The 25,235-nt window shown below is 45.7% G+C and carries 22 protein-coding genes and 1 pseudogene; 10 read left to right on the top strand and 13 right to left on the bottom strand.

The genetic code is table 11. The annotated features are described in order from the left end of the window. Positions 1-150: 150 nt before the first annotated feature. The 3 genes from L5M17_RS05115 to L5M17_RS05105 form a co-directional block, all read right to left on the bottom strand. On the bottom strand, positions 151-1,500 hold the full coding sequence (locus L5M17_RS05115; RefSeq protein ID WP_263145698.1) for an anti-phage deoxyguanosine triphosphatase: 1,350 nt from the start codon (positions 1,498-1,500) through the stop codon (positions 151-153). Between the two features lie 25 nt (positions 1,501-1,525). Then, entirely contained in the window at positions 1,526-2,113 is a 588-nt protein-coding gene (yfbR, locus tag L5M17_RS05110) for a 5'-deoxynucleotidase (RefSeq protein ID WP_263145695.1), read from the bottom strand. A 212-nt stretch (positions 2,114-2,325) separates the two neighbouring features. Then, positions 2,326-3,540, bottom strand: a complete 1,215-nt coding sequence (locus L5M17_RS05105) for a pyridoxal phosphate-dependent aminotransferase (RefSeq protein ID WP_263145692.1) — start codon at positions 3,538-3,540, stop codon at positions 2,326-2,328. A gap of 754 nt (positions 3,541-4,294) precedes the next feature. Between L5M17_RS05105 and L5M17_RS05100 the strand changes: the two genes are divergently transcribed. Both L5M17_RS05100 and L5M17_RS05095 read left to right on the top strand, forming a co-directional pair. Next, on the top strand, positions 4,295-5,677 hold the full coding sequence (locus L5M17_RS05100; protein WP_263145690.1) for a Na+/H+ antiporter NhaC family protein: 1,383 nt from the start codon (positions 4,295-4,297) through the stop codon (positions 5,675-5,677). A gap of 296 nt (positions 5,678-5,973) precedes the next feature. Next, complete coding sequence (locus L5M17_RS05095; protein ID WP_317629587.1) at positions 5,974-7,308, top strand: glutamine synthetase family protein; 1,335 nt, start codon at positions 5,974-5,976, stop codon at positions 7,306-7,308. 146 nt (positions 7,309-7,454) lie between these two features. On the opposite strand, the gene efp is transcribed toward L5M17_RS05095, so the two are convergent. The 6 genes from efp to L5M17_RS05065 form a co-directional block, all read right to left on the bottom strand. Further along, positions 7,455-8,015 carry an elongation factor P gene (efp, locus tag L5M17_RS05090; RefSeq protein ID WP_105252465.1) on the bottom strand — a complete coding sequence of 187 codons (561 nt, stop codon included), beginning with the start codon at positions 8,013-8,015 and terminating at the stop codon, positions 7,455-7,457. A 45-nt stretch (positions 8,016-8,060) separates the two neighbouring features. Further along, the gene (earP, locus tag L5M17_RS05085) at positions 8,061-9,242 is read right to left on the bottom strand and encodes an elongation factor P maturation arginine rhamnosyltransferase EarP (protein WP_263145686.1); all 1,182 of its coding nucleotides are present in this window, start codon (positions 9,240-9,242) and stop codon (positions 8,061-8,063) included. A 112-nt stretch (positions 9,243-9,354) separates the two neighbouring features. After that, entirely contained in the window at positions 9,355-9,882 is a 528-nt protein-coding gene (gene fldA, locus L5M17_RS05080; protein ID WP_006081576.1) for a flavodoxin FldA, read from the bottom strand. 54 nt (positions 9,883-9,936) lie between these two features. Then, positions 9,937-10,209 (bottom strand): LexA regulated protein, encoded by a 273-nt coding sequence (ybfE, locus tag L5M17_RS05075; RefSeq protein ID WP_006081577.1) that lies wholly within the window; start codon positions 10,207-10,209, stop codon positions 9,937-9,939. A gap of 10 nt (positions 10,210-10,219) precedes the next feature. Continuing rightward, complete coding sequence (locus tag L5M17_RS05070) at positions 10,220-10,441, bottom strand: DUF2788 domain-containing protein (RefSeq protein WP_006081578.1); 222 nt, start codon at positions 10,439-10,441, stop codon at positions 10,220-10,222. Between the two features lie 101 nt (positions 10,442-10,542). Beyond that, positions 10,543-11,319, bottom strand: a complete 777-nt coding sequence (locus L5M17_RS05065; protein ID WP_263145683.1) for an alpha/beta fold hydrolase — start codon at positions 11,317-11,319, stop codon at positions 10,543-10,545. Positions 11,320-11,617: 298 nt separating this feature from the next. Here L5M17_RS05065 and seqA point away from each other — a divergent pair, with 298 nt between their 5' ends. Further along, positions 11,618-12,160, top strand: coding sequence for a replication initiation negative regulator SeqA (gene seqA / locus L5M17_RS05060; protein WP_198573466.1), 543 nt, complete (start codon positions 11,618-11,620; stop codon positions 12,158-12,160). A 73-nt stretch (positions 12,161-12,233) separates the two neighbouring features. Continuing rightward, positions 12,234-13,886 (top strand): phosphoglucomutase (alpha-D-glucose-1,6-bisphosphate-dependent), encoded by a 1,653-nt coding sequence (gene pgm, locus L5M17_RS05055; protein WP_263145680.1) that lies wholly within the window; start codon positions 12,234-12,236, stop codon positions 13,884-13,886. Positions 13,887-14,002: 116 nt separating this feature from the next. Here pgm and msrA read toward each other — a convergent pair whose 3' ends face one another. After that, positions 14,003-14,482: a peptide-methionine (S)-S-oxide reductase MsrA gene (msrA, locus tag L5M17_RS05050; protein ID WP_105252470.1), complete on the bottom strand. Its 480-nt coding sequence runs from the start codon at positions 14,480-14,482 to the stop codon at positions 14,003-14,005. A 330-nt stretch (positions 14,483-14,812) separates the two neighbouring features. Here msrA and astE point away from each other — a divergent pair, with 330 nt between their 5' ends. The 5 genes from astE to nadA all read left to right on the top strand — a co-directional run bounded on the left by astE (position 14,813) and on the right by nadA (position 21,004). Beyond that, entirely contained in the window at positions 14,813-15,847 is a 1,035-nt protein-coding gene (gene astE / locus L5M17_RS05045; RefSeq protein WP_263145677.1) for a succinylglutamate desuccinylase, read from the top strand. Positions 15,848-16,009: 162 nt separating this feature from the next. Continuing rightward, the gene (locus L5M17_RS05040) at positions 16,010-17,188 is read left to right on the top strand and encodes a thiamine pyrophosphate-dependent dehydrogenase E1 component subunit alpha (protein ID WP_006081586.1); all 1,179 of its coding nucleotides are present in this window, start codon (positions 16,010-16,012) and stop codon (positions 17,186-17,188) included. Positions 17,189-17,191: 3 nt separating this feature from the next. Next, a complete protein-coding gene (locus L5M17_RS05035; RefSeq protein WP_028759982.1) occupies positions 17,192-18,169 on the top strand; it encodes an alpha-ketoacid dehydrogenase subunit beta in 978 nt (325 codons plus the stop codon). A gap of 9 nt (positions 18,170-18,178) precedes the next feature. Then, positions 18,179-19,789, top strand: coding sequence for a dihydrolipoyllysine-residue acetyltransferase (locus L5M17_RS05030; protein WP_263145674.1), 1,611 nt, complete (start codon positions 18,179-18,181; stop codon positions 19,787-19,789). Positions 19,790-19,921: 132 nt separating this feature from the next. Continuing rightward, positions 19,922-21,004 carry a quinolinate synthase NadA gene (gene nadA / locus L5M17_RS05025; RefSeq protein ID WP_028759980.1) on the top strand — a complete coding sequence of 361 codons (1,083 nt, stop codon included), beginning with the start codon at positions 19,922-19,924 and terminating at the stop codon, positions 21,002-21,004. A gap of 159 nt (positions 21,005-21,163) precedes the next feature. Here nadA and gap read toward each other — a convergent pair whose 3' ends face one another. After that, positions 21,164-22,174 carry a type I glyceraldehyde-3-phosphate dehydrogenase gene (gene gap, locus L5M17_RS05020; protein WP_006081590.1) on the bottom strand — a complete coding sequence of 337 codons (1,011 nt, stop codon included), beginning with the start codon at positions 22,172-22,174 and terminating at the stop codon, positions 21,164-21,166. 201 nt (positions 22,175-22,375) lie between these two features. Further along, the gene (locus L5M17_RS05015) at positions 22,376-23,275 is read right to left on the bottom strand and encodes a DUF2989 domain-containing protein (protein WP_263145673.1); all 900 of its coding nucleotides are present in this window, start codon (positions 23,273-23,275) and stop codon (positions 22,376-22,378) included. A gap of 203 nt (positions 23,276-23,478) precedes the next feature. Here L5M17_RS05015 and L5M17_RS05010 point away from each other — a divergent pair, with 203 nt between their 5' ends. Then, on the top strand, positions 23,479-24,912 hold the full coding sequence (locus L5M17_RS05010) for a glyceraldehyde-3-phosphate dehydrogenase (RefSeq protein WP_028759978.1): 1,434 nt from the start codon (positions 23,479-23,481) through the stop codon (positions 24,910-24,912). An 83-nt stretch (positions 24,913-24,995) separates the two neighbouring features. Here the strand turns inward: L5M17_RS05010 and L5M17_RS05005 are convergent. After that, positions 24,996-25,235 (bottom strand): annotated as a pseudogene (locus tag L5M17_RS05005) (IS4 family transposase); the annotation flags it as partial.

Genomic DNA, 25,235 nt, shown 5'->3' with positions numbered 1-25,235 from the left:
GCGAGGTGGTTTTTTGTCTTTTATTTTTCGCATTTTGATAAAGAACGGCTGCGATAGCTGACTCTGTAGAAAGTCTGGTTTTTACAGTAACTCGCACATTTACAAACGGTCTGGATTTATAGCAAGTCGGGCTACGTAATGTCAGCTTGGCTACATTTCCTTACTCAATTCGACATTTGAGCCGGCTTTGGGGCTAAATAACTGTTGATACAGTCGCCCCGCAAACTCATCTGTCATCCCTGAAATATAGTCCGCCAACACTCTGTGACTGTTTAAGCCTTGTTGCTCACTTTCGCGCCAGCGCTCTTGGGTGTTCAGTGGCAGTAAACGCTCGGGATCGGAAGCGAAGGCTTCGAATAATCCCATCACAATCTGCTGGCCCTTATATTCGAGCATTTGGATCTCGGGTTTACGAATAACGTATTTATAAACCAGTTGCTTAAGTACATTGAGCGCAATGGCAAACTCCGGCTCTAACGTCGCATTAAAGCGCAATAATGGCTCTTCGAACACGTCATCTTCTGAGATAACAATAGCGGTGACAAAGCCATTAACGAGTGTGCCTATGGCATCTTTACGTAGGTGATGCTCATGTGAAAACAGCTTGTTGCCAATATCTGCCAGCTCTTGTTTTATCCACGCATCACTGCTGCTGGTCAGTGTCGGCGCCACATCTTGATGCCACTGGGACGCTGTGACTATGCCCATCACAATCGCATCTTCGAGATCGTGCACCGCATAGGCGATGTCATCTGCCAGTTCCATAATCGAGCAATCGAAGGATTTAAACTGGGTTCGCAGATGTGGATAGTGGTGCAGGGCGGGGTGTGAACCTTGCTGTGTCGAGGTAAAACGACGGCTATCCGCCTCAGACAAAGGCTCAAGCACCCAAGCGAAGATGTCGTTATCATCGTCGAAAATGCCCTTAACCGGCGGCCATTGTGACGGCTTGAGCTGTCTATGGTTGGTGATTTCATTATGTTCACCCGCGACAAATAGCCTCGAGTGCGGCGCTGGGTATTTTAAAATCCCGAGCATGGTACGCCGACACAAGTTCATCCCAAAATCTAATGTATAGGGCTCAAGCTTAGATAAAATGCGAAAAGTTTGGCCGTTACCTTCAAAACCGCCATGGTCGCGCATCATGTAATTCAATGCGACTTCACCACCGTGGCCGAAGGGAGGATGACCAATATCGTGGGCCAAGCACAGGGACTCTAATAAGCTCATAGAGCAAAGCAGTTGTTTATGTTGTGGATATTTGCGCCTGAGCTGAGCAGCTATGCCGGTACCAATTTGCGAGACTTCGAGTGAGTGGGTTAATCGGGTGCGATAGAAGTCATTCATGCCAACGCCGAGCACTTGGGTCTTGGCCTGAAGGCGGCGAAAGGCGGCCGAGTGGAGAATACGCGCCCTGTCTCTTTGGTAAGGGCTGCGGTGATCAAAGCGCCGTTGTTTATCTTCACCATGACGGCGTTCTTGCCAAACACTTGAAGTCATATGCATTCCTAGCGAGAGTGGAAAATCAAAGCATCTTGTTAATTTCGTCTAAATTCAAAGTGAAACTGGGCACAAAGCAGTTCATAAAATACTGTACTGCAGGATTAGGATTCGTCGCTAGCATGTCTTCAAGTCGCTTGCGGGCAGTATTGAATTCACTGTTGCCTGCACGGTTTTCTTCAAGGCATTTAAGATAGGCACACAGAGTATCAGCCGATTTCACTATGCTCTTGTAAACGGGATCGGCGTAATCGCTGATGAACAGACTGCGATAATCTTCTTTAAATTCCTCAGGTACCATATCTAACATGCGCTGCTCGGCAATCGCCTCAATCTTTTTATACTCGGCTTCAATTTCTTTATTGAAGTATTTTACCGGCGTCGGTAAGTCACCCGTGAGAATTTCACTGGCATCGTGAAAAATCGCCAGACTCGTGGCTTGATGGGGATCGAGCGTCGTGCCGAATTTCTTATTACTGATGATCACCAGTGCATGGGCCACCATGGCAACTTGCAACGAGTGTTCTTGAACATTTTCAGTGCGAACGTTGTACATCAAAGGCCAGCGTTGGATAAGTTTCATGCGAGCTAAATGCGCAAATAAGTGACTCATAGTTTTCCTGCTAAAGAGTGAAATCGGTAGGCGACAAGCTGCAATGGAAGACATGAAACGAGTGAATAGGCAGTATTGACGCTAGTGAAGTCTTAGATTATCACAGCCTTGGATGACACGTGAGCATGAGCGTGGAGGATTTAAAGAAATAGCTAAAAATAAAGCGACCACTAAGATCGCTTTATGACTCAAACTGTTAACTGAGGATAAACTTACTGCCGATAGTTTTCGAGGAAGGCGCCAAACTCGGTAAATGCTTTTTTCAGATCATCTTTATAGGGCAAGAAAACCACTCGCAAATGGTCAGGCTCAGGCCAGTTAAAGGCGCTGCCATGGACTAACAGGATTTTCTTTTCTCTGAGCAAATCCAGCACTAAACGCTCATCATCCCGCAGATTGAATTTTTTCATATCCAGTTTCGGGAAGGCATAGAGTGCGCCCTTGGGTTTTTTAACGCTCACGCCTGGAATTTGGTTAAGCAATTCGTAACAGGCATCCCTTTGGACTGTGAGGCGGCCATTAGGCAAAATAAGCTCGTTAATACTCTGATAACCGCCGAGCGCAGTTTGAATCGCATGTTGATTGGGCACGTTTGCACAGAGGCGCATCGAGGACAGCATCTCTAAGCCTTCGATGTAACTTTTAGCAGCCTTAAGATTGCCAGATAACATCATCCAACCAACACGAAATCCTGCTGCACGATAAGCCTTTGATAAACCGTTAAAAGTAACAGTTAAAATATCGTCTGATAGACCCGCAGCAGGAATATGCTTGGCTTCGTCGTATAAAATTTTATCGTAAATTTCATCGGCAAAAAGGATCAGATCATGTTGACGACACAGTTCAACCACTTGCAGCAGTAATTCTCTGCTGTATACCGCTCCGGTTGGGTTGTTCGGGTTAATCAGCACTATGCCGCGAGTACGTGATGAAATTTTACTTTTAATGTCGTTGAGATCGGGGAACCAGTCCGCTTCTTCATCGCAGCGATAATGCACAGCCTTGCCGCCCGCGAGATTCGCCGCTGCTGTCCACAGGGGATAGTCTGGTGAGGGGATTAAGATCTCATCATCGGTATTTAGCAGGCCTTGCATTGCCATCATAATGAGTTCTGAAACGCCGTTACCTATATAGATATCTTCGATATCGACACCAAAAATCCCTTGGGCTTGATAATGCTGCACTATGGCCTTACGGGCAGAGAATAATCCTTTTGACTCACAGTAGCCTTGGGCACTGGGTAAATTGAGGATCACATCGCGCACAATTTCTTCAGGCGCTTCGAAACCGAAGGGGGCCGGATTACCAATGTTGAGTTTGAGGATTCGATGCCCCTCGTCTTCTAAACGTCTGGCTTCCTTGTGCACTGGGCCGCGGATGTCATAGCAAACGGTATCCAGCTTGTTGGATTTGATGATAGGGCGCATTTACACCTCGGAACATGCATAAAGTTTTGGCTTAAGTTAGCGCACCATAACGAAATTTCATTGCAGATGAAAGGGGGGATAAGCACAGAATTGCGCTTTTTTTATAAATACCCCTCAGTTAAATATGCTTTAACAGTCGATTAAAGAAATCTGCACAAGTTTTATGTTCTGACATTGGCATGATTTTAAGATTGTTTATCTATTGGGTTGGTAGGGGAATCTTGTTTATGTTTTTTCATTTCGAAAGATGAAAATGCGTTTTCATTAGCTGACCCATATTTAATTTCTCTATATTAGCCATATCAATCGTGACAGAAGAAAATGTATTTTAGCTGATACTTAATGGTTGATTTTTAATCACAGATTTTTGATAAGGTAAACTTATGCAAGCGGCATTTTATTTTGTGATAATTAGGCATATTTATTGAATGCTTATTAAGCTAAGAAGATCATAAATGTTTAAGTTACAATGGCGTTAAAAGTCTTCTAGATTATACGGTTATGTAAAATTTTCTCGCGGGAATTAAATTTATTTTCTATCAAGTTAAATTTATAGTTGACTCAATATTCGATGCGCTTTATTTTCTGCGCGATGTTTTTGGCAAGGCACCTTAGATAGCAAGCAATTCGCGGGTTTTATCTTCAGGGTTAGTCATCATGAAGCAGCTGTGTTGACGTTCTGAATCGTGTTGATTTCAGACGTTATTCTAAAACCATTTGCCTTTTAGGCGATTTATTTAGAGGACCTAAGTGCATGTCTGAACCGACAGCGTTAAGTCTCATTCCACCTTTGGTGGTATTGGTGTTAGCTATTTGGTTACGCCGTCCTATTTTATCTTTGATCATAGGTGCGGTAACCGGTTTCCTGTTACTCGATCCCAGTCAAGTCTTAAACAATTTTGCTAGTGTGTCATTGAAGGTTATGGCCGATGAAACCATAGGTTGGTTGATTCTGGTGTGTGGTGGTTTTGGCGCGCTCATCGCACTTTTAGTTCGAACTGGCGGCGCATTAGCGTTTGGCCGCAATGCACTTAAATTGGCGAAAGGACCTAAATCTTCCCTATTAATGACTTTTATCCTTGGGATCGTGATTTTTATCGATGACTATCTCAATGCGTTGACCGTGGGTGAAACCATGAAGCGTGTAACGGATAAATTTAAAGTATCCCGTGAAATGCTCGCCTATGTCGTAGATTCCACCGCCGCGCCCGTGTGCGTGTTAGTGCCATTGTCGACCTGGGCTGTATTCTTTGGTGGATTACTGGTCGATAACGGTGTGGCAGCAGAAGGTCAGGGCATTGCTGTTTATATGCAAGCGATTCCTTACATGCTTTATGCTTGGTTAGCCGTGGCTATGGTGCTGCTTGTGGCACTCGGCATAGTGCCTGCCATTGGTCCGATGAAGACTGCGCAGCTGCGCGCCGCCCAAGGCGAACCAGCAGAAGCCCAAGTGGATTTCGACCAAGTGCAAACCTCGGATGAATATGCGGTTAAAGCCATCGAAGAGGAATTTAAGCACGCCGATAATCATGGCAAACTGCATAACTTTTTAGTGCCGATTTGTTTGTTAGTGGCCTTTACCGTGTACTTTGATATCGATGTGTGGAAAGGCTTGCTGGCGACCTTAGTGATCACGATTCCTTATTATGCGGGGCAGCGTTTAATGCCGTTATCCGAGATGATGGATCAGATGATCGATGGCTTTAAGAGCATGCTACCGGCGATTAGCACTGTGATTGCGGCGTTTGTGTTTAAGGATGTGTGCGATCAGTTGTTACTGCCGCAGTATGTCATTGAGTCATTAAGCCCATTTATGACACCTAAATTGCTGCCTGCGGTAGTGTTTTTATCTATGGCTATACTCGCGTTTGCCACAGGTTCGAGCTGGGGTATATTTGCCGTGACGATTCCTATCGTGATGCCATTAGCGCAAGCGGTTGGGGCGGACATCCCATTAGTCATTGGGGCCTTATTGTCTGCATCATCATTTGGTAGCCAAGCGTGCTTCTACTCAGATTCAACCGTATTGGCCGCCCAAGGCTCAGGTTGTAACTTAGTGAGCCATGCTGTGACTCAGTTACCTTATGCACTTATCGCAGCAGTAATAGCATTTATCGGCTTTATTGTGATTGCATAACTTCTGTCACGATTAATATAAGAAACCAGCTACGGCTGGTTTTTTTATGTCTGCCGTAATGGGGTTAGGCGGCTAGAATGAGTAAAAGGTGAGTAAAGAGTGAGGAGGCTTGAACTAGGATAAACACGATTACACTGTTAAATGAAGATTTTCAACTGATGTCAAATTATATTTTACGGAATTGTCATTTATATTTTACATATTTCATCGTCGCCATGTAGCTTTTCAAATCAAAGCCTGATTATACTTTGCATCCTTCAGGGCATTATTTTCAACATTAGTGGCAAACGAATCAAATGGACTCAACTCTTCTTACTGCGTTTTTCGAGCACGGCACAATACGTGATGTCGAGTGTTTATTCCCTGATATTTCAGGCTATCCAAGGGGAAAGCTTATGCCAGCCCGAAGTTTTGCTCAGGGTGCTGAATTACGTATTGCCCAAGCGATTTCGATGCAGGCGATTACCGGTGAGTATTCCTACGATCCTGTTTTCCCTGATGCTGATCCTGATCTTTTACTCGTCCCCGATTACAGCACTCTCAAGATGATCCCATGGAGCACAGTCCCGCGCGCATTTGCCATCCATGACTGCGTATTACTGGATGGCAATTTATGTCCATTTGCGCCGCGCTCTATGTTAAAAAATGTGTTGGCCCGTTACCAAGCCCTTGGGTTAACACCCGTGGTGGCCCCTGAGATTGAGTTTTATCTGACTGAAGCCAATACCGATCCGAGTGTGCCGTATCAGGCGCCCATTTCAAAAAGTGGCCGAGCTGAAAACGGTCAATCTGCGTTTAGCATGAATATGCTCAATGAACTCGCGCCATTTTGGGATGAGTTTAATGCCGCTATCGATGCGATTGGGATTAAAGGTGATACTTGGATCCATGAGATGGGGCTATCGCAATATGAAATTAACTTAGTGCATGGCGATCCGCTGGCTCTTGCAGATCAAGCCTTTATGTTTAAATACGCCGCGAAAGAAATCGCCATAAAACATGGCTTGAATGCGATTTTTATGGCGAAACCCATAGCGGGTCAACCCGGCAGTTCTATGCATTTACATCAAAGTGTCGTCGATGATAAAGGTCATAATATTTTCAGCCATGCAGATGGTAGCGACACTGACCGTTTTCACCACTATATCGGCGGATTACAAAAGTATCTACCTGATTTAATGTTGTTATTTGCACCCAATATCAATTCATTTAGACGTTACATTTCCGGCAGTCAAGCGCCGATTAATTTAAGCTGGGGCGTTGATAATCGCACCACGGGCCTACGTGTGCCATTAAGTGCTCCAGTGGCGAGACGGGTAGAGAATCGTATTGCGGGCGCCGATGCCAATCCGTATTTGATGATTGCCGCATCTTTGGCTGCGGGCCTTGCCGGAATAGAAGAAAAATTATCGCCAAGTGCACCAGAAACTGGGAGCGCCTACGATAGCTGCCATGACCTCGCGCAGACATTTTTAGCTGCGTTAACGCAAATGCGCCAAAGTGATTCGGCACGACGCTTACTCGGGGACGATTTTGTCACTGGCTTTGTATCGGTGAAGGAAATTGAATTCCAAAGTTATTTGAGTGAGATAGGGGCTTGGGAGCGACGTTTCTTAGGGCCGCAATGCTAACGCTTTTATGAATAAGGGAATTATTACTTATAAAAGTTTTAACCCCTTCAATGACTCAAGAGTCTTAAAAATGAGTGACTAAAAAATAGCGACAAAAAAGCCAGTGCAAGCACTGGCTTTTCTTCGTCTGGAAACGAGAAGGGCGATTAAACGCGCTTCTTGAATTCACCAGTACGAGTGTCAATTTCAATTTTGTCGCCTACTTTCACGAAGTCAGCAACACTTACTGTGCCACCGCCAGTGATAGTCGCTGGCTTCATCACTTTACCTGAAGTATCGCCACGGGCTGAAGGCTCAGTGTAGATCACTTCACGTACGATAGTGGTTGGCATTTCAACAGAGATAGCTTTGCCATCATAGAAAGTCACTTGGCAAGTTTCTTCCATACCGTCAACGATATAAGCCGCTGCATCACCTAGGTTTTCAGCTTCTACGTCGTATTGGTTGTATTCTGCATCCATGAATACAAACATAGGATCTGCAAAGTAAGAATATGTGCAGTCAAGACGATCTAGGATGATGTCTTCTAACTTATCTTCACCTTTGAAAGTCGTTTCAGTACCAGAGTTAAGCAGCAAGTTTTTTAACTTTAACTTAACGATAGCAGCGTTACGGCCAGAACGAGTTGTTTCAGTTTTCTGCACAACCCATGGGCTGCCATCTAACATGATCACGTTACCAGGACGGATTTCATGAGCAGTTTTCATTACACTATTTCCTATATTTAGATTTTTCTGTTTTCGCGCAGTATCTTAGCTGTTTTTAACGAACTGAACTAGTCGAGTAGCGAGATCTGCAGCATTTAATGCATTAATTGGCCATTGTTTAGCATGGTGATGCAACAAGGGCAAATTAACAGGATTAAGGTTTTGCCAGTGAAGGCTCACGGCTGATTGCTGTGCTTGGTTGAACGCGAGATTCAATTCAGACCAATAACAAGCAATTTTAGGTGGCAGATTATCGCAGTAAAGTTTGAGAAAAGCTTCTAATTTTACGAGGTGATAATCATCTTCTTGGGGATAAATGTGCCAAATGAAGGGTTTTGCGGCCCATTGGGCACGTAAAAAGGAATCTTCACCGCGCACGATATTAAAATCACTGCTCCAGAGCAGGCGATCAAACCCCTGTTGGTCTGTCATGGGTAAAATGTGCAGGGTTAAATTGCCATGATTTATCTGTTGACCCGGCACTAGAGCAGCAATTTCACAGGGTAGTAAATGCGTCAGACTGTTTAAGCTACGCCCCTTGGGGACCAGCGCATGGATTTTTTCTACCGATTGCTGCCATAACTCACATAATGCGGGTAGCGCCTCGGTCTCATAGCTAAAAACGCTAATAACAGTGTCTTGTGCCTGAATGTCCTTAAGACCTAGATCAGTAAAAAGCTGCAATTTATTGGCAGTATCAGCTTGCCAAGCATCACGCTCTGCAAACAAATTTTGCTCGCAAATGAGTCCACCCGTTTTGGCGCTAAAACCGGGAAAGTAGAAATACTTCTTCAAACCATTGGCTTGTAACGATGGCAAACCATGGCAGCCTTCAACCCAATCCTCAGCACTTAAATACTCTAAATTCAGCCAGACAGGTACAGATTTTGGGGCGTTCTGATGTAAATAAGCCAGCTGCGCTTTTACCTGTTCAGGGAGTTCACAGGCAAAGGCTTCGATGAGCACAGCTCCTGCGACAAACGCTACAGGCAAAGGCTCTTTCCAATGAATAATATTCACACCATTGAAGGTTTGAGTGGCTTTTAGTGGTTCGAGTGTCGGTAAAATATGGGAGAAGCTTGCGAGGTCGTCGACCCACAGATTAACAGGGATCTGATACTCATTGGCTATTTGTTTTGCTAAACGCCAAGTGACGCCAATATCGCCGTAGTTATCAACGACGGTGCAAAAAATATCCCAGTGATTAGAGCGGGCTGTGTTGGTCATGAGTGTGGTATGTCGTTATTCTTAGTTACAAAAAGTAGATAGTTGCAACAAGTCAGAAATATATGCATAAAAAAAGCGGCGTTAAGCCGCTTTAATCAAATGGTTAACAGAATTAATCTTCTAATTCAGCTAAACACATTTCTTCGTAAATTTGCTTAACCCAAGCATCAACACGTTCTTCAGTCAGCTCTGGTTGGCGATCTTCATCGATACCTAAACCAATAAAGTGGTCGTCATCGACTTGACCTTTAGAGGCTTCAAAATTGTAGCTTGCAGTTGGCCAATGGCCGATGATGATGCCACCACGGGCCTGAACAATATCGCCAACCATGCCCATGGCATCAAGGAAATACTCAGCGTAGTCTTCTTGATCACCACAACCAAAAATAGCGACAAGTTTGTCAGTAAAATCAATTTGCTCTAATTCAGGGAAGAAATCATCCCAGTCACATTGCGCTTCACCGTAATACCAGGTCGGGATGCCGAACAGCAGCAAGTCATACTCTGCAATCTGTTCTTTGGTACTTTTGGCGATATCTTTCACCTCAACCATTTTTTTACCCAGTTTTTTCTGGATCATCTTGGCTACAGCTTCGGTGTTACCTGTGTCGCTACCGAAAAAAAGACCTACAGTTGCCATTGTCTATCCTTTAATGTCTAGTTCACTTATTAGGTTAATCTTGCTGGTACTCGTTCAGCACTCAACTTGTTGCTGAAGAATTAATTCGATTAACTGGCTACGGCTGATGTTACTGGCCAATGCCTGCTCATTCAAGGCGTCATACAAATCTTGTGACACCTTTAACTCTATTCGCTTTAATCCGTTGGCTTTATCGCGCTGGATTTGATTGCGTTTGTTGACCTTAAGCTGTTGGCTACGGGACAAAGGATTACTTCTTGGGCGGCCCCGGCGCTTTTCATTGGCAAAAAGGTCAATGGTGGTTCTGTCTGTCGCTTCTTTTGCCATGTTCTTATTGTTAACCGATCCCTGAGCCTTCCCAAGTGATCTGGATAATACCTTTTACAATAAACCCGGCGCAGCCGAGAAATAACACTAACCAAACAATAAATCGACCAAATTTTGGCACGTTACCTTGTTTAAGCACATCGTGGATGGCCATGCCGATAAAGAAAAATATCGAGGCAAAAAACAGGTTCAGGCCGATGGTTTCAATTTGTTCCATGTACTGAGATAACATACTTTCTTAGTCCTTGAGAGTGTTCTAAGGCCAAAAGAGGCGCGAATATATCACAACAAGATGGCGGCTGCCATATGCTTTCGGTCGAGTTTGCTGCTGATTTACATTGAATGTTTGTCAATAAATTCAGACACGATCCGGTTAAAAATGACGGGTTTTTGCGCATGCAACCAATGACCACATCCTTCAAGTGTTTTTGCCTGTGCCGCGGGGAATTGCGCCATGATAGCGCTTCTGTGCTCGCTAGTGACATAATTTGAGTCGCCGCCGCGAATAAACAGACTTGGTCCAGCATAGCTTTGTACTGGATTTGGCGTCTGATTTTGCCAGCCAATAATATTAGGATAACAAGCCTTTAGGCCACTTAAGTTCATTTTCCAACGAAAGCCAGTATCAGTGCGTTGTAGATTTTTGAGTAAAAATTGTGCCGTGGCTTCGTCAATACCATTGTCTATTAAGTGGTTTAGGGCAAAGCGCCTGTCGGTATGGCCTTCTAAGGGCAGACTTTCTAATGCAGCAAACACTGTGTCGTGTCTTGGCTCATAGGCTACGGGGGCGATATCGGCTGCCACCATGCTGATAATGCGCTCTGGAAAGGCTAACGCCGTCGCCATGGCGATTTTACCGCCCATGGAGTGACCCACAATATGGGCGCGTTCAATAGCCAGTTCGTCGAGCAAGCTGATCATTGCAGTGGCCAGACGAGGGTAGTCCATTTGATCCCAATGCTCACTTAAACCATGATTGGGCACATCGACACGAATAACTTGATACTGATTTTCTAATACTTGCCCTAGACCTTTGAGGTTATCTAGATTACCGAACAAGCCGTGGATCAAGAGCACTGCGGGTCCTTGGCCTGTGGAAACAAAGTTCATGGTGATTCCTGTTGGAGATTTTTAGCTTAGCGTGACGCGAATTGTGCCCTTAATGCCGTTGGCTTGACAAGTCAGTTGCCATTTCTATAGTGGGGGCGGCCAGTAACTTGTGTGCTTTTTCGGCAATTGTCGATTAACTGCTAGTTTGCTGTGCTATTTCCCGCACTTTTAGAATAATGGCGCTTTATCAGATTGATAGAGATAGATACACTGGTAACAGATCGCAATGATCTGCCCCGATCGCTGTGGTACACTTTTTTCGGTTAAGCCTGTCGAATAACAAAGGATAATTAAGGTTATGAAATATATCGAAGTAGATGAAGAGCTCTATCGTCATATTGCCAGCAAAACAGAACGAATTGGTGAGAGCGCCTCTGACATTCTTCGTCGATTACTCGGCCTGTCCGTCGATGCGGTCGAACAACCCCAGCCTTTGGCGATTAGCCAACCCAGTCTTGAAGCTGAACCTATTCAGCCCATCGCGGCGCAAACAGTGCCAGCAGTGAATGATTTTAGTCGCTTAGTCGATGAACATCAGTTATCGCAGCAAAAAGGCGCAGTAGGTCGTTTTCTGTTTTTGCTCGAAAGTTTGTATCAATTAGCCCCAGAGCAATTCTCACAAATTTTGCAGATCCAAGGGCGCGATCGTTTGTATTTTGCTCGCTCTAAGGAGCAACTGCTCGAAGCGAGTGCTTCGGCTAACCCAAAAGAAATTGGTGCAAGTGGTTTCTGGGTAACGAGTAACAACAATACCGCCAAGAAACGCACTATTTTATCGGAAGTTTTAGTGCAATTTGGTTGTGATGCGACAGTAGCAGCGGGCATCGCCGAGCGCGTTTAATCCTCGGGTGAGCCTGGTTAGTACGACATTTTTCTACTTTTTCTAATTGTAATTGAGTGCAGGAGAGCCATAGGTGGCAATACATCAAAGGGCAGGACAAATCGCTAATCAGACGGATCTGGTCAATATTCCAAAACTGATGAGCCATTATTACAGCATCACGCCAAATATGGATGACGTACAACAACGCGTCACCTTTGGCACTTCTGGGCACAGAGGCTGCGCTTCCAATGGCAGTTTTAACCAACAACACATTTGGGCGATTACCCAAGCTGTGGTTGACTACCGTCAATCGGCAAATATCGATGGGCCGCTGATCCTTGGGATTGACACCCATGCGTTATCCTATGCGGCCTATTTGTCGGCAATTGAAGTGCTGGCGGCAAATAAAGTCACAGTGAAAATCCAACAGAACGATGGATTTACGCCAACGCCAGTGGTTTCCCATGGGGTGATTTGCGCCAATCGCGAAGCCAATATTACGGGTGCGGCATTGTCCGATGGTTTGATCATTACGCCTTCCCACAATCCGCCTCAAGATGGTGGCATCAAGTACAATCCACCCCATGGTGGACCGGCCGAAGGTAATATCACCGCTTGGATTGAATCGCGGGCCAATGATTACTTGCGCCAAGCGTTAGCTGGCGTGCAAAAATTAGCGTATGCCGAAGCGCTGGCATCAGGCTATGTCAACGCCATTGATTTGATCACGCCTTATGTGGCTGATTTAGAAAATGTTATCGACATGCAGGCGATTGCCAACGCTAAGCTGCGTATCGGCGTTGACCCGCTCGGTGGTTCAGGGATTTTCTATTGGGCACCGATTGCCGCGCGTTATGGGCTCGATATCACGTTAGTTAATGATAAGGTTGATCCAAGCTTTAGCTTTATGCCGCTGGATAAAGACGGCAAAATCCGCATGGATTGCTCATCTCCCTACGCGATGGCCGGGTTACTCGCCCATAAAGAATCCTTTGATTTATGCCTTGGTAATGATCCCGATTATGACCGTCACGGCATCGTTTGCCCTGGTACGGGTTTGATGGATCCGAATCATTATCTTGCGGTCGCTATTGATTATTTACTGACACACAGACCAGATTGGAGCGATACCTTAGCCATAGGTAAAACCTTAGTATCGAGTGCGCTTATCGATAAAATCTGTGCTTTCCACGGCAAAAAGTTACTCGAAGTGCCTGTGGGCTTTAAGTGGTTTGTCGACGGTTTAGCCGAAGCCACAATCGCCTTTGGCGGTGAAGAGAGTGCTGGCGCGGCATTTTTACGCCGTGATGGCAGCACATGGTGCACAGATAAAGACGGCTTCATTTTAGGATTACTTGCCGCAGAAATTCTTGCGGTGACAGGTAAAACCCCAGGTCAGCGTCACCAAGAGTTAGTAAAACAATTTGGCCAAAGTTTCTATAAGCGTATCGATAGCCCAATCAGTCTTGAAAACAAAGCCAAGTTTGCTTTGCTCAATGCCGATACCTTAAATGCCACTGTGCTTGCAGGTGAGACAATCGAAAACGTGTTAACCCATGCGCCAGGCAATAATGCGGCGATTGGCGGCATCAAAGTTACCACCGCTAATGGGTGGTTTGCGGCGCGTCCATCGGGCACTGAAGCGTTATTTAAAATCTACGGCGAAAGTTTTATCAGTGAGCAGCATTTGGCTGAGATCATCAAAGATGCGCAGGCATTAATTGATAAGGCGCTAAACGCTTAATGCAGTAGTAGGTTTAGCTAACGTCTCAAAATAAAAAACGCACTCAGATTTGAGTGCGTTTTTGTTTGTGTCTAATTCAGCTGTGAGTAGTTGATCTAATACTGATTTGACCGTATTTAGTACTCGATATGACAACTCGGTAAGTTATTCTTATCGATGTAATTTTGATGATATTCCTCAGCCACATGGAACTGTTGAAGTGGCACTATTTCAGTGACGATATGGCGTAATCCCCAACGGCCCGAGCGGGCAAAAGCTAACTTTGAGGCTTCTGCGGCCGCTTTTTGCTCACGGTCGTGGAAGAAAATGGTGCTGCGATATTGGGTGCCAATATCTCCGCCTTGCATGTTCAGACTCGTAGGATTATGGTTTTTCCAAAATACATCGAGCAAGTCTTCATAACTGACAAGGGCGGGATCGAATTCCACTTGCACCACTTCGGCATGGCCCGTTTTGCCTTTTTTGACTTCTTCATAGCTCGTCGCCGCATTATTGCCGCCCATATAGCCGCAGGTGGCATTCGATACGCCGTTCACTTGTCTAAAAAAATACTCTACGCCCCAGAAACAGCCGGCACCAAAGGTTGCTAACGCCATAATTAAATCCAATAGAAGTCTAGATGGCTAAGGATTGTGATAAAACTTGAGTGCAAAAGCAAGCCTCAAGCTGGAATATTTATCATGGGAAATTCTTAGGGAATGTCCTAAGAATTTAACAATCAGCTTAGTTGAATGTCATTCCGCTTAAAACTGGGTCCTACGGCAATAAATGTCTGAGAACAGCACTAAAAACATGTGTTAGTATTGAAGCCGTTTTTTAGGTGCGAGTGAGACTAACCGCGGTGAGATAAATGCTTAAGTGGTAATTACTGCCTGTACTTATGCTATTGCGCCAATACTGTTACACATCATTATAAGGAGAATTCTGTGTTACAAGCTCTGTTAGATTCAAAGGATTTTTTAGCGCTCACCTTAGCCCACCCTAAACAGTTCGATGGCGAATTTTCATTTAACTTAGGCGATCATACTCAAGTGGAAGTGTGGGATACCGGTGTTATTGTTTTCGAACCAGTAAAGAATGAAGGAAAAGATATTGTGCTTTCCTGCGGTGTTCACGGTAACGAGACCGCGCCTATTGAACTCTGCAATAGCTTAATTAAACAACTTCTACAGCAAAAGATCATCGCAAAGCAGCGCACTTTATTTCTCATTGGTAACCCATTAGCGATTAATAACGGCACGCGGATTATTGACGAAAACATGAATCGTCTCTTTAGTGGTGAGCATTCCAATCCACCAGGGTTAGTGAACCCTGAGCGAGTTCGCGCGAAAAAACTCGAAGCCTATGTCGATCGTTTTTATACTGCGGTTGCCGATGGACGTCAGCGCATCCATTATGATCTGCACACGGCGATGCGCGCCTCGAAGCATGAAAAGTTCGCTATCTATCCCTATCGTCCTGGGCGCGCCTTTAGCGGCGAGCAAATTATGTTTTTAGCCGCAAGCGGCGTCGATACAGTACTTTTCCACCATGAACCGACCACGACCTTCAGCTATTTTTCCTCTGAACGCTACGGTGCCGATGCCTTTACCATTGAGCTTGGCAAAGTGTATCCCATGGGGCAGAACGACATGATGCGTTTTATCGCCACCCATGAAATGTTCATGCGCTTGATCACCGCTAAGCCGTTGGCGCTGGATGCATTTGATGCCGATAAGGTTAACTTGTACCAAGTGTGCCGCGTCATCAATAAACATTTCGATGATTTTGAATTTACCTTCGCAACTGATGTCGAAAACTTCAGATCTTTCCCGAAGGGCTTTGTTTTAGCGCGGGAAGGTGGGCAAGAAATTAAAGTGGAACATGAGTTTGAGTCTGTCGTGTTCCCTAATGCCAAAGTGCCTATTGGTAATCGCACTGTGATTTGCCTGATCCCTGCGGTGAATGCGGACGTGCGTTAGGCTTGTAAAGCAATATATACATGCGTGGCAGGGATAACTTGTGGTTTGAGCTATGCCAATGGTTGATAGGTAGTTTACGTTAACGTAATGTTCGTCGGGCATATTCGTATAAACAGACGCATCAAAACGCTTTGATGCGTAATGAGATAACAAGAGCACAATATGAGCAAAGCAACACTCAACACTGATACAGTGCACCGTGTCGGCTTCTTGGATAAGGCATCGCTACACATTCCTATCCTTCGAATTCTACAAGCCGACGGCACCACTTATGAAACCGCGGTTTTGCCTGTGATAGATGAAACCTTAGCCACTAAAATTTACGATACCTGTGTATTCACTCGGGTACTTGATGAACGTATGCTTGGCGCCCAGCGTCAAGGACGCATCAGTTTCTACATGACCTGTACGGGTGAAGAAGCGGCGATTGTTGGCAGTGTGGCCGCACTCGATCAAGAAGATGTGATCCTTGCACAATATCGTGAGCATGCGGCGCTGCGTTATCGCGGCTTTACCACTGAACAGTTTATGAATCAGATGTTCAGTAACGAGAAAGATCTTGGTAAAGGTCGCCAAATGCCAATCCATTACGGCAGTGCGGCATTGCATTATCAAACGATTTCGTCACCGTTAGCCACGCAAATCCCGCAGGCGACTGGTGTGGGCTACAGCTTAAAAATGCAAGGTAAGCGCAAAGTCGCGGTTTGTTATTTTGGCGAAGGCGCTGCATCGGAAGGGGATTTTCATGCTGGCCTAAACATGGCCGCGGTACTGAAATGCCCAGTGATTTTCTTCTGTCGTAACAATGGCTACGCGATTTCTACCCCCACTGAAGAGCAGTTTGCTGGAAACGGTATTGCCAGCCGCGGTGTAGGTTATGGCATGCACACCATTCGTGTAGACGGCAATGACATGTTGGCCGTGTTAGCGGCAACCCAGCAAGCCCGTGCCTATGCGATTGAGCATAATGCGCCTGTGCTGATTGAAGCCATGACTTACCGTCTCGGCGCACACTCTTCTTCAGACGATCCCTCAGGTTATCGCTCGAAAGATGAAGAAGCCAAGTGGCAGCAACACGATCCGGTTAAACGCTTCAAATTATGGCTTATCAACAAAGGTTGGTTGGCTGAAGCGGATGATGTGAAACTGCATGAAAAATATCGTGAAGAAGTATTGGCTGCAGTAAAAGTGGCTGAAAAAATTCCTGTGCCTATGCTGGATGAAATTATTGAAGATGTGTACGACAAGCCGACGCCAGTGCTGAAAAAGCAACTTGCCGATCTTAAAGAACATATCAAGAAATATCCGCAAGCCTATCCAAAAAGTGCAGGGAGACTATAAGCCGTGGCTGAAATGAATATGTTACAGGCCGTCAATGAGGCCTTGTCGATTGCCATGCAAGCCGATGAACGCATGGTGGTTTTTGGTGAAGATGTGGGCCACTTTGGCGGGGTATTTCGCGCCACCTCTGGTCTTCAAGAAAAATTCGGTCGCGCTCGCTGCTTTAATACGCCGCTGACAGAACAAGGTATTGCCGGTTTTGCCAATGGTTTAGCCTCAAATGGCATGACCGCCGTGGCTGAAATTCAATTCGCCGATTATATCTTTCCGGCGTTTGATCAAATCGTCAACGAGTCGGCTAAGTTCCGTTACCGTAGCGGTAATGAGTTCGATGTCGGTGGATTAGTGTTCCGTACGCCCTATGGCGGCGGCATAGCGGGCGGCCATTATCACTCACAATCACCTGAAGCCTATTTTACCCAGACGCCGGGGTTAAAAGTGGTGGTGCCACGCAACCCTGAGCAAGCCAAAGGACTGCTGTTGGCGTCAATCCGTGACAAAAATCCGGTGATCTTCTTTGAGCCTAAGCGTTTATATCGTGCATCGGTTGGCGAAGTGCCAGCGGGCGATTATGAAATTGAACTGGGTAAGGCTGAAGTGGTTCGCGAAGGTAAAGACATCACCTTAGTGGCGTGGGGCGCGCAAATGGAAATCCTTGAAAAAGCCGCCGACATGGCCGCTAAAGAAGGGATCTCCTGTGAAGTTATCGATTTACGCACCTTGTCACCCTGGGATATCGATACCGTTGCCGATTCAGTCAAAAAGACCGGACGTTTACTGGTTAACCATGAAGCGCCATTAACCGGTGGTTTTGCTGGTGAGATAGCGGCGACGATTCAGCAAGAATGCTTCTTGTATCTAGAATCGCCCATCAGCCGCGTTTGTGGTTTGGATACCCCGTACCCACTCATTCATGAAAAAGAATACATGCCAGATGCATTCAAAACGTTTGAAGCCATCAAAGCATCAGTGACCTTCTAGGAGTCCGGTATGATTAAAGATTTTATTTTGCCGGATATTGGCGAAGGCGTTGTGGAGTGTGAGTTGGTTGAATGGCTGGTCAAAGAAGGCGACACAGTCGTTGAAGATCAGCCGATTGCCGATGTCATGACAGACAAAGCCTTAGTGCAAATCCCTGCGCCTTTTGCGGGCGTGGTCACTAAACTGTATTACGCCAAGGGCGATATTGCGAAAGTGCATGCTCCGCTCTATGCCGTACAAATTGAAGGTGCCGTTGAAATCGCAGCTGAAGAGTCTGTTGCGGCTGAATCTGCTGTGGCTGAGCCAGTGGCAGTAACAAACGCGACCACGTCATCTCATTCATCTGTCAGCATTGAAGAATTCTTGCTACCAGATATCGGCGAAGGCATTGTTGAATGTGAACTAGTTGAATGGTTGGTGAGTGAAGGTGATTGGGTTGAGGAAGATCAACCGATTGCCGACGTGATGACAGATAAAGCGCTGGTGCAAATTCCTGCCATTAAAGCGGGTAAAATTGCCAAACTGCATTATCGCAAAGGTCAGCTAGCTAAAGTACATGCGCCTTTATTTGCCATTGAAGTTGAACAGGCGGCTTCTACACCTGCGGCGACAACAAATACAGATACTGCGGCTAATGCGGCACCTGCAGTGCAGGCTGTGAATGCAGAGCCTGCTCGCCAAGGTAAAGCCTTAGCCAGCCCCGCAGTTCGTCGCATGGCGCGGTCGTTAGATATCGATTTGAGCCAAGTACCTGGCACAGGAAAGCACGGCCGTGTGTATAAGGAAGACATCACTCGCTTCCAACAAGGCGCGAGCAATGTTTCTGCATCAAGTGCGGCTCAGGTAAAAGAGGCGTCAGTTCAAGCGACTCAAACATCTCAAACCCAAGTTCCAACATCGACAGTGACTCAACGCGCTGACACGGTTGAGCCGATTCGCGGCGTAAAAGCTGTGATGGCACGCATGATGGTGGAATCTGTATCGAGCATTCCGCACTTTACCTATTGCGAAGAGTTTGATTTAACAGACTTAGTTGCACTGCGTGAAAGCATGAAAGTGAAGTATTCGTCAGATGAAGTGAAGCTGACCATGATGCCTTTCTTCATGAAGTCGATGTCGCTCGCGTTAAGTCAGTTCCCTGTGATGAACAGTCAAGTGAATGCGGATTGCACTGAGCTGACTTATAAGGCGCGCCACAATATCGGCATGGCGGTGGATTCTAAAGTCGGTCTCTTGGTGCCCAACATCAAAGATGTGCAGGACAAGAGCATTTTAGAAGTGGCGGCAGAAATCACCCGCCTGACCCAAGCAGCCCGCAGCGGCCGCGTGGCGCCAGCGGATCTGAAAGACGGCACGATTTCCATATCGAACATTGGCGCCTTAGGTGGCACAGTGGCGACGCCTATTATCAACAAACCTGAGGTGGCGATTGTGGCCTTAGGTAAGTTGCAAACCCTACCGCGCTTTAACGCGAAAGGGGAAGTCGAAGCTCGCCAAATCATGCAAGTGAGCTGGTCAGGTGACCATAGAGTGATCGATGGCGGCACCATTGCTCGCTTCTGTAATCTGTGGAAACAGTATCTTGAGCAGCCTCAAGAGATGTTATTAGCGATGCGCTAAGCCGCTGGCACGAATAACTGACACAAAAAGGACGCTAAAAGCGTCCTTTTTTATTTGCTTTGCACAAATGGGTTAATCTTTTGATCCCGATTACGTATAATTCCCGAACGTAGTTATCCTGATGGATGTGTTATGAGTCAGTTAGCCCCCAGCCCATTTGCTCCAACAATAGAAACCATTGATTACCCGTTTCCGCCTAAACCAGTGCCTTTGTCCGATGCGCAAAAAGCCGATTACAAGGCGCGTATCAAACAACTGCTCATTGAAAAAGATGCCGTTCTGGTTGCCCACTATTATACCGATCCTGAAATCCAAGCCCTTGCCGAAGAGACTGGCGGCTGCGTTTCAGACTCCTTAGAAATGGCGCGCTTTGGCCGCGATCACCCAGCAAAAACCTTGATCGTTGCTGGGGTCAAGTTTATGGGCGAAACCGCCAAGATTTTGAGCCCTGAAAAAACTATCCTAATGCCGACCCTTGAAGCGACCTGTTCATTGGATTTAGGTTGTCCGATTGATAAGTTCAGCGCTTTCTGCGACGCGCACCCAGATCATACTGTGGTGGTTTACGCCAATACTTCGGCTGCGGTTAAAGCGCGCGCCGATTGGGTGGTGACATCGAGCATTGCCCTTGAAATCGTAGAGCACTTAGACAGCGAAGGCAAAAAGATCATTTGGGGACCCGATCGTCATTTAGGCAGCTATATTGCCAAGCAGACGGGCGCCGACATGTTGATGTGGCAGGGCGATTGTATCGTTCACGACGAGTTTAAATCTAATGCGCTGCGCGATATGAAAAGCGTTTACCCAGATGCGGCTATTCTTGTGCATCCTGAGTCGCCAGCCAGTGTGGTGGCGATGGCCGATGCAGTTGGCTCGACCAGTCAACTGATTAAAGCAGCGCAGACCATGCCAAATGAGCGTTTTATCGTGGCAACCGATCGCGGCATTTTTTATAAAATGCAGCAGGCGGCGCCAGGTAAAATTTTAATTGAAGCGCCAACCGGCGGAAATGGCGCAACCTGTAAGAGCTGCGCCCACTGTCCTTGGATGGCGATGAACGGTCTACAGGCGATTGAAGCGTCACTCGCCGACAGCGATAAAACCACCCATGAGATTTTTGTGGATGAAGACTTAAGAGTTAAAGCGCTGATCCCGCTGACGCGTATGCTGGATTTTGCCAAGACACTGAATATGAAAGTGAAGGGTAATGCCTAAGCGCGTTATTTAGCTTTTCTTCAGCCTAATAAAAATCCCTACCATAGCGTGGGGATTTTTTATGTCTGTTGTTTTTATTAAAACTAAGGCAATAAAAAGCCTCGCAAATGCGAGGCTTGATTGAGTAACGCGGGATCTAGTGACTAGATTACTTTACGCTTACTTGGCGTTCATCAGTGCAACCGCGTTATCTAACATACGGTTACTGAATCCCCACTCGTTATCATACCAAGACATCACTTTCACTAAACGACCGTTTACACGGGTTTGAGTTGCGTCAAAGTTTGAAGAAAACGCATTGTGGTTAAAGTCGATAGACACCAATGGCTCTTTGTTTACCGCTAACACTTCGCTCAATGGCGCAACGCTGGCAGCGCGTTCGATAATGGCATTCACTTCTTCAACTGTCGTGTCACGGGCAGCGATGAAAGATAAATCCACGAGTGATACGTTAACTGTAGGTACACGAACCGCTAAACCGTCGAACTTACCTTGTAATTCAGGTACAACCAAACCTACAGCAGCAGCTGCGCCAGTTTTAGTTGGGATCATTGACAGTGCCGCAGCACGGGCACGACGTAAATCTGTATGGTACACGTCAGATAAACGTTGATCGTTGGTATAAGCGTGAATGGTGGTCATCAGGCCTGATTCGATACCAATCTCGTCATTTAACGGCTTAGCAAAAGGGGCTAAACAGTTTGTTGTACAAGAAGCATTTGAAATCACTGTCATGTCTGACGTCAGCACGTTGTTGTTCACACCGTAAACAACTGTGGCATCCACATTTTTACCTGGAGCAGAAATAATCACTTTCTTCGCGCCAGCGGTTAAATGTGGTTGAACGGTTTCTTTAGAAGTGAAGATACCGGTACATTCGAAAACCACGTCAACCTGTAGCTCTGCCCATGGCAGTTTTGCAGGATCACGTTCTTGGAAAGTGAGGATCTTATCGCCATTCACATAAATAGCTTCGGCATCATGGTCAACTTTCGCATTGAAACGACCATGAACAGAATCGTATTTTGTCAGGTGAGCGTTGATTGAAGCGTCGCCTAAATCATTAATAGCGACAATCTTGATTGGATAAGCTTTTTCGCTTTCGTACAAGGCGCGTAATACGTTTCTACCGATACGGCCATAGCCATTTATTGCTACACGGATAGTCATCTCATATCCCTCTGGTGATTATAAAATTCAACTGGTAGTAAAATTACCAAACTGACAGCTATCGTCAAGTTAAATCGGCATTTTACCGCTGTCTTGATTAACAAATTAGGTATTTTTTTTACATCGGTCGCGAAATCGCCATTTTTTACGAATTAATTGGGTAAAAAATTACAAGATGGCAAACATTTTGCCATCAGTTGCTTAGTTTACTTTTTCGACAGGTGCAGGCGGCACAGCTTCGGTTTCAGTTGGCGCTTGGGCAACCGCTTGAGGATCAAGCCATTGTCTTACTGGACTCATAGAATAAGTGCCCTTTTTTAGCGCATCGATAAGGGCTTGGGCTTTTAAATCGAGTTCAATCGCCAGCGTTTTATTGCCACCGAGCAAGGCTAGCATTTTTTCTTCAGAATACTTCTGCTGCGTAAGTAGTAAATTTGCTTTCGTCAGCATATAGGATTTATCTAAAACTTGTTGCTGGCGATAGGCAGATGCGAGCCCAAGTAACCAGTTAACGTCGAAATCATCGTATTGGATCTCCGCAAAGACTTTAAGATAGAGTTGTTGCGCTTTGATGGCATTTCGATTGCTGTAATAGGTTGCGACTTGGGCAAGTAGAAAGGGGTCGGTCACTTCTCCGGCGTTTTCCTGTTCTAATAATCTATTTAACGCTGCGGTATCGCCAAAGCGAGTCCATTGGTAATAGGACATAAAAGGGTCTTGCCGTTCACGGGTTTGATCTTGTAGTAAACTTAAATTTTGAGTGCTTAGTCTAAAGGCTCTGGCTCTATCAGCTGTGCGATTGGTGTGGATGATATGCTGAACGCCAGAGGCGAGTTCAATGCAACGGCTGTAATCCTCAAGGTAGGTTAATTGTGAGTAGAGCTGCTTACCTGTGAGGTTTTCGTTGTCTTTTAACTTGTAGCGGTTTTGGATAAGTTTGGTCTTTTCAGTCAAACACCAGCTGTCCTTATGCAAATCGGCACAAATTTCAGGATTATTTTTACAAATTGCTGAGATATTTCGGTCATTATCACAACCGAAAAGACTGAAAAAGCTCATCCCTAAGGTAAATGATGTAATTATTACTAGATTTTGTCTCAAAACACTCTCCAAACGATAATTTTTCTAATAAAATTACAGATTTACAGAAAATATCTTACTGGCAACAAAGCGCGACTTTCATTACAATGGCGCCGACCAAAACAGGGTTTTCCCTAAAACCCGCATTAGATTATTGGTCTTTTCGTCATGTTACTCAAACCTTTCAGTACATTTTATTGAAAAGTGAGATAAAGGATCTGTAAATGAGCGCTGATAAACACCTACAAAGTTGGCAAGAACGTTTTGAAATGGCAGAGGCGATGCAGCCTTTGTTAGGCAAGTTGTACCGTAACCAAGGCGTTGAAGTCGTGGTCTACGGCAAGCCGTTACTCAATGCTTCTACGATTGAAATCATTAAAGCGCACCGTTTAGTTCGTCGTCATGTCGGTGAAAAATTACGTTTACGCGAGAGTTTCCCCTTCGTTCAAGCTTTGAGCAAACTCGCAGTTAAACAATGTAAAGTGGATATTGGTAAACTCGCTGTCAATTACTGGCGCGACCATACTGATGTCAGCGAAATTGAAAGCTATATGGCAAAAGAATTGGCCGATGCTATCGACCATGCCGATGATGTCGCACCGCGTGACGTCGTGCTTTATGGTTTTGGCCGTATCGGTCGCTTATTGGCACGCTTGCTGATTGAACGCACAGGTCGCAGCAATAAGTTAAGGTTACGCGCTATCGTTTTACGTGGCGGTAAGAAAGGCGATTTAGAAAAACGCGCGAGTTTACTGCGTCGTGACTCAGTTCATGGTCCTTTCAATGGCTCTGTTGAAGTTGACGAAGAGAACAACGCCATCATAGCCAACGGCACTTATATCCAAGTGATCTATGCCAATTCACCCGACGAAGTGGATTACACTAAATACGACATCAATGATGCATTGATTGTTGATAATACAGGTATTTGGAAAGATGAAGCGGGTCTTGGTTTACACCTTAAGAGCCCAGGTGCCAGCAAAGTATTACTGACGGCTCCTGCAAAAGGCGCGATTAAGAATATCGTTTACGGTGTGAACGAAGGCGATATTACCCCGGAAGACATTATTGTTTCTGCGGCGAGTTGTACCACCAATGCTATTACGCCAGTACTGAAAGCTGTGAATGATAAATATGGTATCGAGAATGGTCACGTTGAAACGATTCATTCTTATACCAACGATCAAAACCTGATTGATAACTATCATACCGCTGACCGTCGTGGCCGTAGTGCACCATTAAACATGGTGATCACTGAAACGGGGGCAGCAAAAGCGGTTGCTAAAGCTTTGCCTGCATTAGCCGGTAAGTTAACAGGTAACGCGATTCGTGTGCCGACGCCTAACGTCTCTATGGCGATCATCAGCATGAACCTGAATGCTGAAACCAGTAAAGACGAGCTGAACGAGTATCTGAAAGATACGGCGCTACAATCACCACTGCAAAATCAAATTGACTACACAGACTCTACTGAGATTGTATCGAGCGATTTAGTCGGTTCTCGCTACGCGGGTGTGGTTGATTCACAAGCGACTATTGCAGAAGGCAAGCGTGCCATTCTTTATGTATGGTATGACAACGAATTTGGTTACAGTTGCCAAGTGGTTGGCGTAATGCAAACTATGTTAGGTTTAACGACGCTATCTCTACCTGCGTAAATTGCTCACGTAGGTTTTGCTCGAGTGATTAATGACTTTGCTTAACCTTTGAATAAAGCGCCCAATAGGGTAATGCCGTTCACTTAAGAGTGAACGGCATTTTTCTTTGGTCTAACCGGAAACTTGTTTTTGCTCATTTTAAGAACTCGTGGATATGCCCTTTCCCGTTTACCATCCAGCTTAAATTGCCGTGCATTTCGTTCTATATCCAATACGTCTCTCGGGACATTCCCCGGTGTTTGTGATGGCAGTTGTGTCAACTTGAAGATGATATAACTCGCCGCATCCCGAAAACTCAGTTGATTGGGGTGGACCGACCGATG

Origin of the sequence: Shewanella sp. SW24, from assembly GCF_025653395.1 — a bacterium.
Taxonomy (GTDB): Bacteria; Pseudomonadota; Gammaproteobacteria; order Enterobacterales; family Shewanellaceae; genus Shewanella; species Shewanella oncorhynchi.
This window is presented reverse-complemented; position numbering and strand designations above follow the sequence as displayed.

Bases quoted from the DNA above. Each gene is read 5' to 3' on its own strand.
- L5M17_RS05115 (WP_263145698.1), bottom strand. From the start codon at position 1,500: ATGACTTCAAGTGTTTGGCAAGAACGCCGTCATGGTGAAGATAAACAA.
- yfbR (WP_263145695.1), bottom strand. From the start codon at position 2,113: ATGAGTCACTTATTTGCGCATTTAGCTCGCATGAAACTTATCCAACGC.
- L5M17_RS05105 (WP_263145692.1), bottom strand. From the start codon at position 3,540: ATGCGCCCTATCATCAAATCCAACAAGCTGGATACCGTTTGCTATGAC.
- L5M17_RS05100 (WP_263145690.1), top strand. From the start codon at position 4,295: ATGTCTGAACCGACAGCGTTAAGTCTCATTCCACCTTTGGTGGTATTG.
- L5M17_RS05095 (WP_317629587.1), top strand. From the start codon at position 5,974: ATGGACTCAACTCTTCTTACTGCGTTTTTCGAGCACGGCACAATACGT.
- efp (WP_105252465.1), bottom strand. From the start codon at position 8,015: ATGAAAACTGCTCATGAAATCCGTCCTGGTAACGTGATCATGTTAGAT.
- earP (WP_263145686.1), bottom strand. From the start codon at position 9,242: ATGACCAACACAGCCCGCTCTAATCACTGGGATATTTTTTGCACCGTC.
- fldA (WP_006081576.1), bottom strand. From the start codon at position 9,882: ATGGCAACTGTAGGTCTTTTTTTCGGTAGCGACACAGGTAACACCGAA.
- ybfE (WP_006081577.1), bottom strand. From the start codon at position 10,209: ATGGCAAAAGAAGCGACAGACAGAACCACCATTGACCTTTTTGCCAAT.
- L5M17_RS05070 (WP_006081578.1), bottom strand. From the start codon at position 10,441: ATGTTATCTCAGTACATGGAACAAATTGAAACCATCGGCCTGAACCTG.
- L5M17_RS05065 (WP_263145683.1), bottom strand. From the start codon at position 11,319: ATGAACTTTGTTTCCACAGGCCAAGGACCCGCAGTGCTCTTGATCCAC.
- seqA (WP_198573466.1), top strand. From the start codon at position 11,618: ATGAAATATATCGAAGTAGATGAAGAGCTCTATCGTCATATTGCCAGC.
- msrA (WP_105252470.1), bottom strand. From the start codon at position 14,482: ATGGCGTTAGCAACCTTTGGTGCCGGCTGTTTCTGGGGCGTAGAGTAT.
- L5M17_RS05040 (WP_006081586.1), top strand. From the start codon at position 16,010: ATGAGCAAAGCAACACTCAACACTGATACAGTGCACCGTGTCGGCTTC.
- L5M17_RS05030 (WP_263145674.1), top strand. From the start codon at position 18,179: ATGATTAAAGATTTTATTTTGCCGGATATTGGCGAAGGCGTTGTGGAG.
- nadA (WP_028759980.1), top strand. From the start codon at position 19,922: ATGAGTCAGTTAGCCCCCAGCCCATTTGCTCCAACAATAGAAACCATT.
- gap (WP_006081590.1), bottom strand. From the start codon at position 22,174: ATGACTATCCGTGTAGCAATAAATGGCTATGGCCGTATCGGTAGAAAC.
- L5M17_RS05010 (WP_028759978.1), top strand. From the start codon at position 23,479: ATGAGCGCTGATAAACACCTACAAAGTTGGCAAGAACGTTTTGAAATG.